Origin of the sequence: Lysobacter yangpyeongensis (assembly GCF_042655745.1) — a bacterium.
GTDB classification, from domain to species: Bacteria; Pseudomonadota; Gammaproteobacteria; order Xanthomonadales; family Xanthomonadaceae; genus Agrilutibacter; species Agrilutibacter yangpyeongensis.
Genome location: NZ_JBHSNM010000001.1, coordinates 801,004 through 817,177 on the forward strand (window position 1 = coordinate 801,004; position 16,174 = coordinate 817,177).

General features: G+C 67.6%; 12 protein-coding genes. All 12 read right to left on the bottom strand.

The window, feature by feature from the left end; all coding sequences use genetic code 11:
* The 12 genes from ACFPN1_RS03305 to ACFPN1_RS03360 all read right to left on the bottom strand — a co-directional run bounded on the left by ACFPN1_RS03305 (window position 1) and on the right by ACFPN1_RS03360 (window position 16,168).
* Window positions 1-1,494 (bottom strand): asparagine synthase-related protein, encoded by a 1,494-nt coding sequence (locus ACFPN1_RS03305; protein ID WP_386752961.1) that lies wholly within the window; start codon window positions 1,492-1,494, stop codon window positions 1-3.
* Window positions 1,475-2,977 carry an asparagine synthase-related protein gene (locus ACFPN1_RS03310; RefSeq protein WP_386752963.1) on the bottom strand — a complete coding sequence of 501 codons (1,503 nt, stop codon included), beginning with the start codon at window positions 2,975-2,977 and terminating at the stop codon, window positions 1,475-1,477. Before ACFPN1_RS03310 ends, ACFPN1_RS03305 begins: the two co-directional genes overlap by 20 nt.
* 31 nt (window positions 2,978-3,008) lie before the next feature.
* A complete protein-coding gene (locus ACFPN1_RS03315; protein ID WP_386752965.1) occupies window positions 3,009-5,249 on the bottom strand; it encodes a polysaccharide biosynthesis tyrosine autokinase in 2,241 nt (746 codons plus the stop codon).
* Window positions 5,250-5,330: 81 nt separating this feature from the next.
* Window positions 5,331-7,601, bottom strand: coding sequence for a non-hydrolyzing UDP-N-acetylglucosamine 2-epimerase (gene wecB / locus ACFPN1_RS03320; RefSeq protein WP_386752967.1), 2,271 nt, complete (start codon window positions 7,599-7,601; stop codon window positions 5,331-5,333).
* 351 nt (window positions 7,602-7,952) lie between these two features.
* A complete protein-coding gene (locus ACFPN1_RS03325; RefSeq protein WP_386752969.1) occupies window positions 7,953-8,462 on the bottom strand; it encodes a low molecular weight protein-tyrosine-phosphatase in 510 nt (169 codons plus the stop codon).
* Window positions 8,437-9,609: a polysaccharide biosynthesis/export family protein gene (locus tag ACFPN1_RS03330; protein ID WP_386752970.1), complete on the bottom strand. Its 1,173-nt coding sequence runs from the start codon at window positions 9,607-9,609 to the stop codon at window positions 8,437-8,439. Before ACFPN1_RS03330 ends, ACFPN1_RS03325 begins: the two co-directional genes overlap by 26 nt.
* Window positions 9,610-9,726: 117 nt before the next feature.
* Window positions 9,727-10,491, bottom strand: a complete 765-nt coding sequence (locus tag ACFPN1_RS03335) for a YdcF family protein (protein ID WP_386752971.1) — start codon at window positions 10,489-10,491, stop codon at window positions 9,727-9,729.
* 6 nt (window positions 10,492-10,497) lie between these two features.
* The gene (locus ACFPN1_RS03340; RefSeq protein ID WP_386752973.1) at window positions 10,498-11,502 is read right to left on the bottom strand and encodes a nitroreductase family protein; all 1,005 of its coding nucleotides are present in this window, start codon (window positions 11,500-11,502) and stop codon (window positions 10,498-10,500) included.
* 34 nt (window positions 11,503-11,536) lie between these two features.
* Window positions 11,537-12,586, bottom strand: a complete 1,050-nt coding sequence (locus ACFPN1_RS03345) for an EpsG family protein (RefSeq protein ID WP_386752975.1) — start codon at window positions 12,584-12,586, stop codon at window positions 11,537-11,539.
* Window positions 12,587-12,588: 2 nt separating this feature from the next.
* Window positions 12,589-13,497: a glycosyltransferase family 2 protein gene (locus tag ACFPN1_RS03350; protein ID WP_386752977.1), complete on the bottom strand. Its 909-nt coding sequence runs from the start codon at window positions 13,495-13,497 to the stop codon at window positions 12,589-12,591.
* A gap of 9 nt (window positions 13,498-13,506) precedes the next feature.
* A complete protein-coding gene (locus tag ACFPN1_RS03355; RefSeq protein WP_386752979.1) occupies window positions 13,507-14,724 on the bottom strand; it encodes a polysaccharide pyruvyl transferase family protein in 1,218 nt (405 codons plus the stop codon).
* A gap of 154 nt (window positions 14,725-14,878) precedes the next feature.
* Window positions 14,879-16,168 (bottom strand): lipopolysaccharide biosynthesis protein, encoded by a 1,290-nt coding sequence (locus ACFPN1_RS03360; protein ID WP_386752980.1) that lies wholly within the window; start codon window positions 16,166-16,168, stop codon window positions 14,879-14,881.
* Window positions 16,169-16,174: the final 6 nt, after the last annotated feature.

The following is a 16,174-nucleotide window of genomic DNA, read 5'->3' on the forward strand; positions in this document are numbered from 1 at the left end:
TCAGCCTCCGCTGCCGTGGTGCTCCAGCCACGGCATGACCACCGCCAGCAGGTAGAACTTAGATGCATGGTACTTGTTGTCGAGCCGGCCGCGGTTGCGCTCCAGCCACTGCGTCGCGCCCGGCAGGATGTGCCGCACGTGCGTGGACAAGTCGTGCACGAGTTCGAAACGCGTCCGCGCCAGTCCGCACAGATCGAAACGGAAGCTGCCCTTGCGCGCTACGTACGGCAGCTCATCGAAGCGGGTGGCGATGTGCTCGCGCACCAGCACCTTGTTGGCCTTGGTGATCGGATCGACGAGAAGCTCGCGCGGCACTTCGCGATAGACCCAATCGCGCAGCTCGTTGTCGCAGAACGGATAGGCCGGGCGCATCGACAACGCACTGCTGCTCAGCAGGCCCTTGGCGAAGCCGCCGGCAGAACCCGCCAGCGACATCGCGATGGCGAACCATTCGTCCACGGTGTGTGCCGAGGCGAGTTCTTCCTGGTACAGGTCCAGCCGCTGCCGCGAGCGCGCCGAGATGTCGCTGCCGAACAACTCGTCGACCTCCGCATCGGTGAAGCGCGAACCGGGGAACGCGCGCTCGATCCGCTCCATCTGCAACGTCGCCAGCACGTAGCACAGGGCGAAATTGCGCTCCACCAAAGGCAACGTTCCGAGGAAGGCCGGCAGGCGCCAGCCGCGGGCGAGCGTCGACAGCATGCGGTGGGTCCTGTCGACGGAGAGGCCGAAGTAGGAGTCCGAGCCCATGCCGTCGATGACGCCGTCGCCCCCTGCCCGCGCGATCTGGGTGACCAGGTCGACGTACGACAGCAGCGCGAAGTCGGCGGTGAGCAGCGGCATGCGCGGCACGATCGCCAGGTAGCGGTCGTATGCCCGCGCCGGATCGCAGACCAGGGTCTCGTGGCGCAACCCGAGCTTGCGCGCGACGAAGCTGGCCGAGGCGACTTCGTTCTCCTCCGTACCTCCGAGATAGGTGATGCACGTTGTCTCGGGACGCACCTCCGACGCGGCGATCGCCAGCGGCGTGGAGTCCTTGCCACCGCTCTGCAGCAGCCAGGGCATGCGGATCTCGTGGCACGAGCGCGCCAGCGCCGCGCACAGCAGCCGGTGGTACTGCCCTACCCAGTCGAGGCCGTCGCGACGCGCGCGGCGGTTCTTGTCCGCGTCGCGGAAGCGGTAGTGGAACTCCGGCCGCCCGTGCATGTCCTGCGCCGGACTGAAGCCGTACGTCACCACCTTCACGTCCTCGTACACCGAATGCGGCGGATAGACGAAGGCGTTGCGAAGCAGGTCGGCGATCGAAGTCCGGTCGATACGCCGCGCCGGCCCGTGTTCCAGCATCGAGAAATCCGAACCGCCGTAATACGGCGACATCAGGATCTGCAGGCGTCCCCGCGAGGATCGCGCAGGCTCCGTGGCCGACGGCACTGCCGAAGCCGCCGCATCGCCCGGGAAGGCCGTTGCCGCAGGATCATGGAAGTTGGCGTGCATCTTCTCCTCGCGCGGTGATCCATGGCAGGACGACGGCCAGCAGGTAGAACTTCGACGCGTGGTACTTGTTGTCCAGGCGGCGGCGATTGCGCTCCAGCCAGCGCGCCGCGCCCGGCAGCAGCGAGTCCGCCTGGCGCGCGAGCGCGTGCACCTGGTCGAAGCGCGCCCGGGCGAGCCCGCGCAGATCGAAGCGGAAGCTGCCTTTGCGCGACACGTACGGAAGATCGTGGAAGCGCGTCGCGATGTGCTGGCGGACCAGCACCTTGTTGTCGTTCGTCGCCGGGTCCAGCAGCAGTTCGGGTGGCACCTCGCGGTGCACCCATTCGCGCAGGCGACTGTTGCAGAACGGATAGGCGGGCCGCAGCGACATCGCCTCGAGCGTGTACAGGCCCTTCGCGAAGGCCGCCGCACCACCGGAAATGGACGCCACCATCGCGCGCCATTCGTTGGGCGTCTCGGCGGATTCCAGTTCGGCCTGGAACGTCGCCAGGCGCGCACGGGAGTGCGACGAGACTTCGCGCCCGAACAGCTCGTCCACTTCGGCGTCGCTGAAGCGCGAACCGGGGAACAGGCGTTCGACGCGCGTCATCTCCAGGCTCGACAGCACGAAGCACAGCACGAAGCTGCGATCGATCAGCGGCAGCTCGGACAGCGCGAACGGAAGCCGCAGCCCGCGCGCCAGCGCCGTCAGCAGACGCTGCTGGTGCTGCATCGCCATGCCGAAATACCAGTCCGACCCCAGCCCGTCCATGACGCCATCGCCGCCGCCGGCAGCGACTTCCGTGGCCAGGTCCACGTACGAAAGCAGCGCGAAATCGGCTGTCAGCAACGGCATGCGCGGTGCTATCGCCACGTAGCGGTCCCAGGCGCGCCCCGGATCGCACACCAGCGATTCATGACGCAGCCCCAGCGTCCGCGCAATCGTCCGCGCCGACGCGACTTCGTCCTCCTCGCGGCCGCCGAGGTACGTGATGCACACCGTTTCCGGCTTCGCTTCCGCGGCGGCGATCGCCAGCGTCGTCGAATCCTTGCCGCCGCTCTGGAGCAGCCACGGTGCGCGCATGCCGGCGCAGGCTTCGGTCACCGCATCGCACAGCAGGCGATGGTAGGTGCCGACCCAGTCGCGCGACTCGCCTGCGTCGCTGCGCCCGCGGTCGCGCTCGCGGAACAGGAAATGGAAGCGCGGCGCGCTGCGCATGTCGGTGCGCGCGTCGAAGCCGGGCGTCACCAGCTTCACTTCCTCCAGGATCGAATGCGGCGGATAGACGAAGCTGTTGCGCAGCAGGTCGGCGACCGATACCGCGTCGATGCGGCCGGCACGGCGGTTCGACAACGACGACAGATCCGGCGTGCCCGCATACGGCGAGGTCTCGATCTGCGCATGGCGCGCGCCGTCCTGGCGCTCCAGCCGCGCCGCGCCGGGCTGTTCGAGGACGTCGGCGTGGGACGTTCCATCGACCATGCGGGCGGTCTGTCTCGGCATTCCCTGCATTCCTCCCGGACCGGCTGCGCGCTCAGGCGGCGCGCAGCGGCTCCTCGTAGCTGTAGACGTAGTGGCCGGCGCTGCGCGCGCTGCCCTTCTGCACGCCGTTGACGATCGCGCCCTTCACCTCGACGCCGTTCTGTTCCAGGCGCTGCTTGGCCATCGCGATCTCGCGCGACTGGTTCTCGCCGTAGCGCACCACCAGCAGGCTGGTGCCGGCGTGCTGCCCGATCACGGCCGCGTCGGTCACCGCCAGCACCGGCGGCGTATCGATGATCACCAGGTCGTAGCGCGACTCCAGCTGGCGCAGCAGCGAGCCGAAGTTCGCGTGCATCAGCAGCTCCGACGGATTCGGCGGGATGCGACCGCGCGAGATGAAGGACAGGTTCTCGGTCCCGGCGACGCGACGGATCGCATCGTCGAGCGGAATCTGGCCCGAGATCAGCTCCGACAGACCGTCCTCGGCGCGCACGCCGAGCACGCGATGCAGCGTGCCGCGGCGCATGTCCGCGTCGATCAGCAGCACGCGCTGCCCGGCCTGGGCGATCGTCACCGCCAGGTTCGAACACACGAACGACTTGCCAACGCCGGGGCTCGGGCCAGCGATCATCAGCAGGTTGTTGCGGGTCTCCATGCGCGCGAAATGCAGGCTGGTGCGCAGGCTGCGCAGTGCCTCCATCGCCATGTCCGATGGCGCACGCAAGGCCAGCAGGCGCGGTCGCGTGCTCGCGCGTGCGGACTGCAGGCGCGGCGCGTCGGCGCGTTCCTTCGGGCTGAGCATGATGGACGCGTAGACCGGCAGGCCCAGGCGCTCGATCTCCGCCGGATCCTGCACGCCGCGATTGAACATCTGCCGCACGAACACCCAGCCGATCATCAGCAGCGCGCCCGCCGCGGTCGCGCCGAGCACCAGCGGCACCTTCTTCGGCCAGACCGGATTCAGGCGATCCACGGCCGGCGCGTCGATGACGAAGGCATTGCCGATCGCGCTCGCCCGCGCGATGTCGAGCTGCTGTGCCTCGTTCATCAGGTTGGTGTAGGTCTGGTTGGTGACCTCCACGTCGCGGGTCAGTCGGAACAGTCCGCGCTGCACGTCGGGCATCGCGCTGAGCTGTCCGCGCAGCTTGGCCTTCTCGTGTTCCAGCTCGCCGATCTGGCGCATCAGCGCCTGCGCGGCCGGGTGCGCCGAGGTGAACTTGCTGTTGATGTCGGCCTGCTGCACCTTCAGCTGCGCGATGCTGTTGGCCAGCGCCGTGCTCTGCGCGAGGATCGCACCGGTCTGCTGCCCGACGTCGACGGCCTGGTTGCGGCTCTGGAATTCCTGCAGCGCGGCCTGCGCGCGTTCGAGGTCGGCGCGCACCTTCGGCAGCTGCTCGTTGACGAACTGCAGGCGGTTCTTCGCCTCGGCCGAGGTGCGATCGACATTCTGCTGCACGTAGGCCTGGGTGATCTTCTCCAGCACCTTCTCGGCGACCACCGGGTCGGTGTTGTTGTAGCTCAACCCGATGATGCCGGAGTCCTTGCCGCGCTCCACCGCTTCCAGCTGGGCGTAGAGATTGTTGACCGCGGTCAGCGGGCTGCTCTTCTGCACGTCGAAGTAGGTACCGGGGTTGGCAACCAGCTGCGTCAGGCGCATCGACACACCTTCGCCACGCGCGGTCTCGCCCACCCTGCCCTCCAGCAGCCGGCGGCCGGCGCCGTCGAACAGTGTGTAGCGCTGTCCGCTGCCGGCGACCAGCAGCAAGGGAACATCGAGCAGTTCATCGGGCAGGTCGAACTGCGCGATCTTCAACTGCTCGCCGCCCCAGCCGTAGCGAGAGAGGCCGAACCAGGGCGTGGCCGCACGATTTCCGTCGGCACCGCGATAGCTGCCGGCCACCAGCTTGCCGAGCACCGGGAAGCGGCGCGGCGCGGCCTGGATGTCCAGGTGCAGATCCTTCACCGCTTCGCCCAGCACGCGACGCGAGGTCATCAGCGGCACTTCCGTCGCCGCGTGCGGCGCGCCGGTCGCGGCCGGTTGCGCCGGCTGCTCCTGTCCCGGCAGGGTGGCCTGCGGGCCTTCGATCTGGATCACCGCCGTGGCCTGGTAGACCGGCGTCGTGAACAGCACGTAGATCACGCTGACCAGCGCGAACAGGGCCGTGCCGATCAGGATCGGCCACTTGTGATCGGACAACAGACCGAACACGGCCGGCATGTCCACGTCATCCCCACCGCCACGCGCAAGGGGAATCTGCGTGGTGCGATCGGATGCAAGCATGATGTCGTTCACTCAGGACCTCCGGTATTGCCACGGATCCGCGCGGACGCGGACGGTTGCTGCGAATATTCCGATTTCAATGTCTGGTGCATGTCACGCCGCCAGTGCCGAACTGCGCGGCGGCACCGAGGCCAGCGCGTCGACGATGCGGTAACTCGGCGCGGCATCGCCTTCGTTGTAGGCGACGCGCAGCGCTTCGTAGGCATCGCGATCGCTGAACAGCGCCATGACGCCCGCCGAAATCGCCGCATCGTCCACGGCGAGCTGGCGCGGGTCGTTCGCGTCCACGCCGGCGTCGCGCAGGACCAGGATCGGCTTGCTGAGCAATGCAGCCTCGCTTTCGACTTCGGCCGATCCGGTCAGGACGACATGCGCGCGTTGCATCAGCCACGCGAAAGCGAGGTAATCCAGCGGCTCGACCAGATGCACGTTGGGCGGGCGCCAACCCAGCTTCTGCGTGTCGCGCTGCGCGTCGGGCGTCAGCGCGATCGGATACACGATGTCCACGTCGGGCCGCATGCGCGCGACCTTGCGCAGGGCCCGGCCCAGCTGGGCGAAGCCGTCGATCTGTTCGCGGTGCGTCACCAGCAGCAGCGGGCTGTCCGGGCGCAGGAAGGCGAAGCGCTCGCGCAATGCCCGTTCGGTCTCGCGGTCATTGCCGATGCGTTCAATGGCCGTGCGAAGCGTGTCGATCGCGGTGTCGCCGGTCACCTGGATGCGGTCGCGCGGAATTCCCGCGGCAACGAGCTCGTCGCTGTCGGATTCGCAGGAGGTGAAATGGAACGAGGCCAGCGCGCTGGCCACGCGCCGGTTGACCTCGCCGCCGGCAGTTCGCGACGGCAGGTGCATCGCCTCGGCAGCGGATTCCAGCCGCGCAACGGGAATCTGCTGGTAGCACGCCGCCAGGGTCGCCGCCAGCGTTGCCGGCGTGTCGCCATGCACCAGCACCACATCGGGCCGCAACTCGAGCAGCACGCGTTTGATGCCGTCCAGCGTGGCGGAGGTGATCTCGCTCGGATCCGCCTGCGGCGACGCAATGCCGAGGTCGAAGTCGGCCTTGAGGTCGAACAGCTCGAGGATGCGGCGCTGCTTCTCCGAGGCGAGATCCGTCACGCACACGTGCGTGGCGAAGCGGGTGTCGTGGCACAGCTTGCTGGCCACCGGTGCGATGCGGATCGCGTCCTGCGATTCGCCCAGCACGCACAGCGTCCTGACCTTGCCGGGATGCGCGCCGGTGGCGGGCAGGCCTTCGATCGCGTCGAGCGCGCGCGCGGCCTCGCCATCCAGCGCTGCGGCCACGGCTTCGCCGACCGCGGACTCGCCTCGTCCCGCATCGCCGAGCCAACGCAGCGCATCGGGCAGCTTCAGCACGTACAGCGCGAGCAGGCCCGCGAATACCGCCATGTCGAGCAGATCGGGCACCTCGCGCAAGGCATAGCCGATGCCCGCGAGCAATCCGCCCGCGCCGACGATGACGACGAGCGCGAGGCGCGGCGAATAGCCCGCATCCAGCAGCAGGTGATGCAGATGCTGGCGATCGGGGCGGAACGGCGAACGGCCAGCGCGCAGCCTTCGCACGATCACCGCCAGCGTATCCATGATCGGAATCGCGACGCACCACAGCACGTCTGCCGGCTCCATGCGTCCCACGTGACGCTGGCTCAGGTAGATCAGGCTCCAGGCGAGCAGAAACCCGATCACGGTGCTGCCGGCGTCGCCCATGAAGATCTTGCGGCCGTCGGGCCAGCCGAGATTGACGCCGAGATACGGAATCATCGCCGCGAGCAGCACCTGCAGCAGCAGCAACACCCCCAGCGCCTGCCATCCGGTGCCGGTGGTGAAGGCCAGCACCGCCAGGATACTGACCATCGTCAAGCCGCCGGCAAGGCCGTCGATGCCGTCGAGCATGTTGAACGCATTCATGAGCCCGACGACGGCGAACACCGTCAGCGGGATGCCCACCAGATGCAGCCGCAATTCATGACTGCCCAGGTGACCGAGGCTATCGAGATACACGCCGGTCACGGCAATCACGCCGATGGCCGCGCAGAACTGGATCGCCAGTCGCGCCCGCACGCTGAGATCGAACAGATCGTCCAGCAGGCCGGTGAGCATGATCACCGCGCCTGCTACCAGCAGGGAAACGGTGAACCGGTCAAGGAAGCCGAGATAACTCAGCCCCGCCACAAGTCCGGTGAAAAAGCACAGCCCGCCGATCAGCGGCACGCGCCCACGATGGCGCTTGCGCATGTCCGGGCGATCGACCAGGCCGACCCGTGGCGCCAGTGGTCTGAGCGAAAAAATCGCCACCAATGTAACCGTGAGAGCGACCGAACCCGCGGCCACCAGTCTTGCGTCCGGCATGAATGCTCCTGGCTATGTATCGTTTTACGCACATCGGAGTCGGCATCCATGCGTCCACGCAACCACTGTTCTGCATGCATCGCCGCAACGGCGTGTATTTCGTCGGGCGAAGCGCTTCCATATGTGCGCGTAGGTTAGGGATCGCGAGTTGACGAACGAATGAAATCGACTTTCCGCGTACATCGTCGATACAAGAAGTTGATCTCACGGAAACATGAACGCGCTCGTGTCGCGCATTCATCCCGTTGTGATTCCTGGAGAACATGCGCGGACGGATTCAGGCGCGCATGGCGACCGACGCGGCATTAACGGCACCCGGCGTAGGGCCTTCCGGCTTCTGCGGATCACCACTCAGATGAGCTCGCACCAGCGCTCCGCCGCAAGCTCGACTGTGCGGTAGACATCTTCGAACGCCTCGCGCGACTGCCCGAAGGGGTCGATAAGGTCCGCTCCGTCCTGCCACTTTCCGAGCAGGAAGGTTTTTCCCGCCGCGGACGGAATCTGCCAGCGCAGGTAACGCAGCTGCGCCGTCTCCATCACCAGCACGAGATCGGCGCGGTCGATCAGTTCCTTGTCGAGCAGCCGCGCCCGGTGCCCGCGCGCATCGATCCCGTGCGCGGCAAGCACGGCCAGCGCATACGGATCGATCGGTGCTCCGTCCACGGCGCCGAGGCCGGCCGACTCCACCACGACGTCGCGGCCGGTCAGGCGCTTGCGCAGGACGTATTCCGCGATGGGACTGCGGCAGATATTGCCCAGGCACACCACCAGGATCCGGCGGATCGCGAAGCGCGATTCGCCACGCATCCGGTGCGACGTTGCGGCGTCCTCCGCCTCAATCGTTGAAGTTGCTCTGAGCATTGGCCGCGCTATTCACGATTGCCGACAGCGGCAGCAACTGGCTGAAGAAGCGGTTCCAGCGCGTGATGCCGGCCGGACCGACGAACACGACGTCGCCCGCCCGCAACGGGAAGGCACTGGCGACCGCGAATGCCGCTGCCGATTTCGCGCGCAGGTGGTAGACCGTTGCGCTGGCGGGCGCCTGCGGCGTCAGGTTGGACGCGTCGATGCCGCGGATGACGTAGACCGCGTCGCCGTTGGAAGTCACCTGGTTCAGGCCACCGGTGCGACCCAAAGCCTGCGTGAGCGACATGTCCGCGGTCTTGAAGGTGAGCGCCTGCGGGCGCGTCACTTCGCCGAGGACGTACACCTGCTTGCGGTCGTTGAACGGCAGGTACAGCCGGTCGCCGGGCTTCAGGTAGATGTCGCTGACGTCGCCGCGGCGATGCAGGCTGTCCATGTCGATGTTGTAGCTGCGGCCATCACGGATCAGCGTGAGCCCGGACAGGTCGGCTTCCTCGACGTTGATGCCGCCCGCGCCCACCGCCTTCGATACGGTCAACGGCACGGTGCCCAGGTTCTGCGGCGCGGTGTTGGTGAACGCGCCTTCCAGCACCACCTGGCCGCCGTTGCCGGTGACGCTGACGTCGACCTGCGGATTGCGCAGGTATTTGGCGAGGCGACTGCTGAGCGTCGAACGCAGCTCCTCGATCGTCATGCCCGCGACTTTCAGGTTGCCGACGTACGGGTAGAACATCGTGCCGTCCGGATATACCAGGCGGCCGTTGCTGGCCGCGGACTGCTGCGTGCCGGCGGGCGCCGTCAGCTCGGGGTGATCCCAGACCGTCACTAGCAACGTGTCGCCAGGCTGGATCTGGTAGCTCTGCGGACGGTAGCTGGTGAGTTCCGCGGGCAGCGGCGTGGCAGCCATCGCGCTTTCTCCACTGGTGACGAGTTGCGGGGTGATTTCCACCATCCGCATGTCGGCACCTTCGACGGTGTCGCCGCGCGACATCTGTTGACCGGTGAGGCATCCGCCGAGCAGCAGGCTCGACGCGAGCACGACCGCCAATCCGGCGATGCGCGTCGCGCCTGTGGTGGCGTGCGGTGCGGAGAAGATTCCGGTGCGCGAACCTGTTGGCCTTGCCATGTCATGGTTGAGTTGCATCGTCCGCTCCTGTGAACATCACGACAGCAGGCAGCGTAAGCGGCCGATTGCCCACGCCACGTGAAGCTTGCTGGGGAAAAGCCGCGTTCTTCGCATCACGATCGTGTGGACGCGCGTTCATTTCGCATGGTCCTGCAACGCCAGCATCAGCAGCGCCGTGTATTCCTTTATCGCGCGACCGCTGCGCCACAACGCGGAAGGCGATGGCAGCCAACGGTCGCGCCATGTGCGTCGCAACGCGCGTTCAGGGACCGGAACGGGGATCACATCGAGCCCGGTGTTTCGGAACAATCGCAATGCCCGGGGCATGTGCAGAGACGAGGTCACCAGCAGGACGCGCTGCAAACCGATGCTTCGCGCCACGCGCGCACTGTTGCGCGCATTGTCTTCAGTATTGCGACTGTGCTCCTCAAGCACGATCACGTGCTCCGGAACGCCCAGGCGCAGGATTGCCGTCCGCATTCGCGCGGCCTCGCTGCCCTCGCGGCCGCCATTGCCGCCGGACAGGATCACGACCGGGGCGCGTCCCGACAGCCACGCGCGCGCCGCGGCGGCCAGGCGGCTGCTTTCCATCTGCCAGGGATCGACGCGTTCGCGCTGCATCCAGCGATACGAGGTGGCGCCGCCCAGTACGACGATGGCATCGGCTCGCGGCAGTTCCTGCGCGGCGACGACCGGATGGCGCGATTCCAGCGTGCCGCGCAGCCAATCCGAAGCGACCGGCACCGACCACAGCAGCGACCAGGCCAGCGCCGCGATCGCGATCAGCCGGCCGGTGCGGCGGAAGCGCAGCGAAACCACGAACCCGGCTACGACGAGCACGACCGAGGCGCAGGGCGGATAGCTCAGCCACGAGCCCGCGGCGGACAGTCCGGACAGCATGTCGCCTCAGACGAACCGGATGATGTCGTCCGTCCTGCGCCGCGGCGATGCCGCGACCATCAGGGCATCGGGCGGAAAACCCGCGCCCATCATCGTGATCACCGCGTAGTGGTCCTCGATGCCGAGGCAGCGGCGCAGGGCGCGATCGCGCCCGGGTTCCACGCTCCAGTTGAGCATGCACGCGCCGACATGCAACGAATGCAGGGCCAGCGCCATCGACATCGCGAAGATGCCGCCGTCCACCCAGCACTGGTTCCGCTCGCCCATCGAGGTGAATGCGCGCATGTCGGAGGCGATAACGATGACCGCGCCGAGCCGATCGCCGAAACCGCGGTTGCCGTTCTGCAGGCTCAGCAGCTCGTCCATCTTTTCGCGCCGGTTGCTGGCGAAGATGCGCGCGCTCTGCCGGTTGCAGACCGAGGGTGCCTGCTGCGCGATCCGCGCCGCATCCTGCAGGATCGCCTCCGGTACCGGTCGCCCGTCGAACTGCCGCACGCTGCGCCGGCTGCGGAGGAAGCGCCGGGCCGCGTCGCTGTCGAACGGAAACAGCGTTTCAGACGTGAGTGCTTCCACGCCCCCTGCCCCGCCGTCCTGCATCGGAGCGGAGAGGAAGGCGTCCAGCGCGCCTTCCACCTCGGGCGCGAGTTGCCCCGCATTGAAGCGCCGATAGCCGGCAAGCGCCCCGCGCGCGAACGCGGTGACGTCGGCGGGACCGTAGCGGTCTTCGTAGCGGCCGACCGTCCGCATCAGGCGCATCACCACGTCGCGGCCGAAACCGTGTCGTGGCGACGGCAGCGCCATCCCCTTCTCCAGACGGTGGTAGTCCATGCAGATATGCGCCGCCAGGCGTTCGGCATCGTCGGCCATGCGACCGGCGGTGGACGCGCGCAGGTAGCGGCGTGCGTCGTACGCATAGTTGGAGAACACCTTCACGCGTGCGAGCAGGCGCCGGATCGCGACGCGGCGCTCGGCCGGCACGATCGCCTTTATCCGGTCGCGCATCACGACCATCGCTGGCCTCCGCACGGTCGATTCGATGTTCGGGTCATACGACGATTCCATGGCTGACGTAGAAGTAGAGAGCGAGGCACGCGCCCACCAGACCGATCTGGATCAGCAGCGGGTTCCGCAGCAGCGTCACCCGGCTGTAGCACAGCAGGGCCGCGACGATGAGCGACGCGGACAGCCAGGCGGGCAGCAGGAAGCGGTTGGAATACGAGCCCCACCCCACCGCGAAGAACGGCAGCACCATCACCAGGTAGATGGCGGCGCTGTGCATGATCGCTTCGCGATGGCTCTCGCGCAGCAGCGGCGCCGCCATATGCGGCAGCAGGTACCAGAAGATGGAGAACACGGCGAAATCCACCCGCACGCCGGACCGGTAGTCCGGGTTCGCCGCGTATTCGCGCACGAAGGTGTAGAGGAACGGCAGGAACGCCTGCACCAGCTTCATCGACAGTCCCGACACGTACAGCACGAAGGCGAGCGCCGCGATCCAGCGCAGGATTCGCGGACGCAGCAGCAGCGCTGGCGCGCAGGCCAGGTACATCAGCGACGACAGGTGGAAGCTCGTCGCCAGTCCGCCGAACAGCAGGAACTGCAGCCACTGCCGCCGATGGAAGGACAGCAGTGCGGTGAATACCAGCAATGCCGCCAGCCCCTGCCGCACCGCATTGATCGCGCCGTTCATGAACATCGGCGACACGTACAACAGCATCAGCGACGCGGTCGCGAGCAGCATGAAGCCGCGGCCGCCGCCGATGTAGTGGAAATACTTGCGGCAGGCCACGAACGCGATCAGCAACTGCAGGGCGAACAGCGCGGTCTGGTAGCCGATCACGCCGAGGCCCAGCCGGCTCACCAGCCAGCTGAAGAACACGAAGCCGGGCTCGAGGCGCGTGCGGATCGCCGTGTGACCCAGGGTTTCGTAAAAGCCCGCATAGACGCTCGTGTCAGTACCGATGTCGAGCGGGCGACCGCCCACCATCCAGCACCCGAAGGCGCCAGCCAGCACCACCAGCAGGAAGCTCAGGCCGGCGGCCGCGACGTCGGCGCGGTTGGATTCGGGCATCGGCAGTGCGGCATACGTCGCCATGCTCAGCCCTCGCCACCTGCCGTGCGTCGCCCGCCCGCACCGCGCAACCAGCCAATGAAGGACCGCAACAGCATCATCGCGTTGCGCCGGAGCCGGCGCACCATGCCGATCGCGCGTGCGACGAAATGCTCGGTGGGAGTCACCAGACCCTGGCGCAGCAGTTCCTGGCGCACTTCGCGACCCGCGCGATGCATCGCGGCGAGATCGCCGCTGAGTCCTCCCGCGCCGTAGTTGGCCTTGTGCCAGGACGCCAGCGTCTGGTTGATCTTGGCGCAGCGATAGCCCGAAAAGGCGATCTGCGCCCAGAGCAGAAAATCTTCGACGCGGCGGAACTTCTCGTTGAAGCGGAACGGCAGATCGCGACGCAGCACCACCGAGGCGGTCGGGAACGGATTGTTCAGCAGCAGTCGACGACGGCCGAGCACGCGCACGCGCACGGGAGGACGCAACGGTGGCGCCCCGGACGCGCGGTCACGTACATCCATGCGATGCGCTATCAGTGCGATCTCCGGATCGTTGCGCAGGGCCGCCACCTGCAGTTCGAGCTTGGTCGGCGCCCACGTGTCGTCGGCATCGAGGAAGGCGACGTATTCCTGGCTGGCGCGGGCCCAGCCGAGGTTGCGCGCCTGCGACGGGCCGCCGTTGCGCGGCGAGGCGATCACCTGGATCCAGCCGGGCGGATATTGCGCGGCGAGGCGGTGCAGCGCCTCCAGCGTGCCGTCGCCGCTGCAGTCGTCGACCAGCAGGACCTCCTCGGGCGGCATCGTCTGCGCGGCGATGGAGGCAACCGACGCCGCGATCGTGTCCGCACAGCGGTAGCACGGCACGACCACGCTCACCGGCGCACGCCATGTGGCCCTGCCCTGCGAGGACAGGCCCTGTGGAATCGGCGGCGGCACGGCGGTGTCCATCGCTTCAGCTCACGCCACCAGCCGCGAGACACGGGCCGTCGCCGTCTTCGCCTGGTCCTGCAGTTGCGGGATGCGCCGGGCCAGCGTCTGCTGCAGCGCCGATTCCTCGCGCAGCAGCCATTCGAGCCGCTGCTGCAGGCTGTCCGCGGACAGTTCGGTCGTCGGCAATACGGCGTCCTCGTTGCCGAACAGGTCGCGGTTGATGCCGCGCGCCTTCACGCTGTAGGCGATCGAGACGGTGGGCACGCCGCTGGACAGCGCCGCGATGGTCGCGTGCGTGCGTGCGCCGATGAAGAAGCGCAGCTGGCTGATCACGTACTTGATCTGCGCGGCATTGAGCTCATGCGGCATCATCGACACGCGCGGCCCGAGGTCGCGCGTGCGTTCGAGCAGGTCGGCCATGTAACCGGCATCGCCGCCGGAATGCTCGCCCTGCAAGGGATTCACGTGCGGCACCAGCAGCACGCCCAGGTCGTGCTGCTGCACGGCGCGGCGGATGAATTCCGCCACTTCCGCGCGCAGGTCCTGGTCGGGACGCTTGTAGCGCTCGATCAGCGCGCTGACGTTGAGCCCGAGCACGCCGTTGGGGCATTGCGGCCAGAATCGCGCGTAGTCGACGGTCTCGCGCCCGAGCATGAAGGCCGGGTCCGCCATCTGCACGACATTGCCCAGGCCCAGTTGCTCGGTGAGGTAGCGATAGCTGGCCGACTCGCGCACGGCGATGAAATTCATCCGCGCCAGGTGCCGCTTCACGGCGGGGACGAAACCCGGTTCGCGATCGAACGGACCAACCGATGCGCCCCACAGGATCACGGGCTTGCCCAGGTCCATCGCCCAGCGGTCCAGGCCCATGATGGGCGACGGAATACGGTAATCGAGCGAGTAGTTGTCGCCGCCGACGGCGAGCACCGCGTCGACGTCTTCGAGCTGGCGCCGCAGCCATTCGGGCATCGGGAACGGCCAGCCGGCGCGCTTCAGGAACGGCAGCGGCAGGCGCTGCAGGTGCACCCAGTAGCCGGCGGCGCGCGGGAGATAGGCGCGCACGAACCGCACGCCCTGCGCATCCGCATCCGGCCATTGCGCGCGATCGCGCTCGATGTCGACGGACGGCACCAGCACCTGCACGTCGCCGAACTGCGCGCGCAGCAGGCCGACCGTGCTGCGCACGATCGCCTCGCAGCCGCGGTTGCCGAAGGTGCGCTGTCCGGAGAGATAGAAAGTCTTCAAGCGTGCTCCTGTCGTGTCGGCCTGCGCGCATTCATCCGCGCGGCTCAACGCCACATGATCGATGTTCGCGGTGATGCATCCGTGAACTGAATGCGCCAATGCCATGGCTGGCGCATGAACTGACGGCGCGGAGAGCCCGAAGAGGTGCCCGTGATCATCGGAATTCCCCGCCGAACCGGCGCGCACCGATCCACGTGGTCGCGAGCAGCACGCATTCCCCGGCGACGATGGCCCAGGCTGCGCCCATCTCGTGGTAGGCGGGAATCAGCAGCACATCCAGGCTGATCGTCACGGCCGCAGCCAGGCCCATCATCAGCACGCGGTAGTGCATGTGCGTGCCGGTCAGCAACACCGAGCCCACCGCGGTGCAGAGGAAGCGGATCGGCGGGCATAGCGCCAGCACCGTGAGAATCGGCACCACGCCGAGGTACGCCGGGCCGAACGCCAGCGGCACCACCCAGGGCATCGCCACGAGCAGCAACGCACCGATGGCGAGACCGAGCGCGAGCATCGCGGCGATGCCGCGGCGATACACCAGCCAGAAGCGCGGGCGGTCGTGCGTGGCCCAGCGATGCAGCTTCGAGAGCAGGAATTTCTGGTAGATCGTGGTCGGGATCAGGTAGATGGCGGACATCACCGCCATCGAGATGCCGAAACGCCCGGCGTGCGCGTCGCCGCCGAGGTATTTGAGCATCACCGTGCTGACCTGGAAGAAGATCGGATAGAGCGCGGCCGCGACGCCGTAAGGCCAGGCTTGCGCCCATACCTCCGCCGTCGCAGGCACGCGCGACGCCGGCAGACGCTCCGGCCGCGGGCCGTGTCCATGCAGCTCCATGGAACCGTCGAGCATCGCGCGCACGTGCGGCAGAGCGAGCACGGCGACGAGCAGCGCGACCGCGCCATATCCGACGGCAATCGGCACGACGTGGCGCGCGGCCAGCAGCACCGCCACCAAGGCCACGAGCAGTCGACCGGCGGGAATCAGCAACTGCCATCCGGCCAGCACGCGATAACGCTCTTCCAGCCGCAACTTGCAGCCCACCAGTTCCACCGCGAGCAACGCAGGAACGATGGGCAACAGCGGCAGCAGCACGCGGCCCGTTCCGGCCGGCGCGAGCAAGGCCCACACGACGACGACCAGGCACGCCGCGCCTCCGGTGATCAGGCTCAGGTGCAGCGACGGCCGGATCCATCGGTCCGCGCTCCAGCCTTCGGCGCCGTAGACGCGAAGCCGGAATTGCGAGAGACCGAAACCGGCGAACGGCGCGATCATGCTGACGGTCGCCAGCGACGATGCGAACAGGCCATAGACTTCCGGCCCGAGCTGGCGCGCCAGCAGCGATTGCGTCAGCAGGACTAGCGCGGCGCCGAACGCCGTCGCAAACGACAGCAGCGACAACGCCGCAACCGCGCGCTTCAGGCCGGTGAACCTGTGCGCCGCCACGGCGGC

Coding starts and splice junctions, on each gene's coding strand:
- ACFPN1_RS03305 (WP_386752961.1), bottom strand. CDS start 1,494: ATGCACGCCAACTTCCATGATCCTGCGGCAACGGCCTTCCCGGGCGAT.
- ACFPN1_RS03310 (WP_386752963.1), bottom strand. CDS start 2,977: ATGCCGAGACAGACCGCCCGCATGGTCGATGGAACGTCCCACGCCGAC.
- ACFPN1_RS03325 (WP_386752969.1), bottom strand. CDS start 8,462: ATGCTCAGAGCAACTTCAACGATTGAGGCGGAGGACGCCGCAACGTCG.
- ACFPN1_RS03350 (WP_386752977.1), bottom strand. CDS start 13,497: ATGGACACCGCCGTGCCGCCGCCGATTCCACAGGGCCTGTCCTCGCAG.
- ACFPN1_RS03340 (WP_386752973.1), bottom strand. CDS start 11,502: ATGGTCGTGATGCGCGACCGGATAAAGGCGATCGTGCCGGCCGAGCGC.
- ACFPN1_RS03345 (WP_386752975.1), bottom strand. CDS start 12,586: ATGGCGACGTATGCCGCACTGCCGATGCCCGAATCCAACCGCGCCGAC.
- ACFPN1_RS03335 (WP_386752971.1), bottom strand. CDS start 10,491: ATGCTGTCCGGACTGTCCGCCGCGGGCTCGTGGCTGAGCTATCCGCCC.
- wecB (WP_386752967.1), bottom strand. CDS start 7,601: ATGCCGGACGCAAGACTGGTGGCCGCGGGTTCGGTCGCTCTCACGGTT.
- ACFPN1_RS03330 (WP_386752970.1), bottom strand. CDS start 9,609: ATGCAACTCAACCATGACATGGCAAGGCCAACAGGTTCGCGCACCGGA.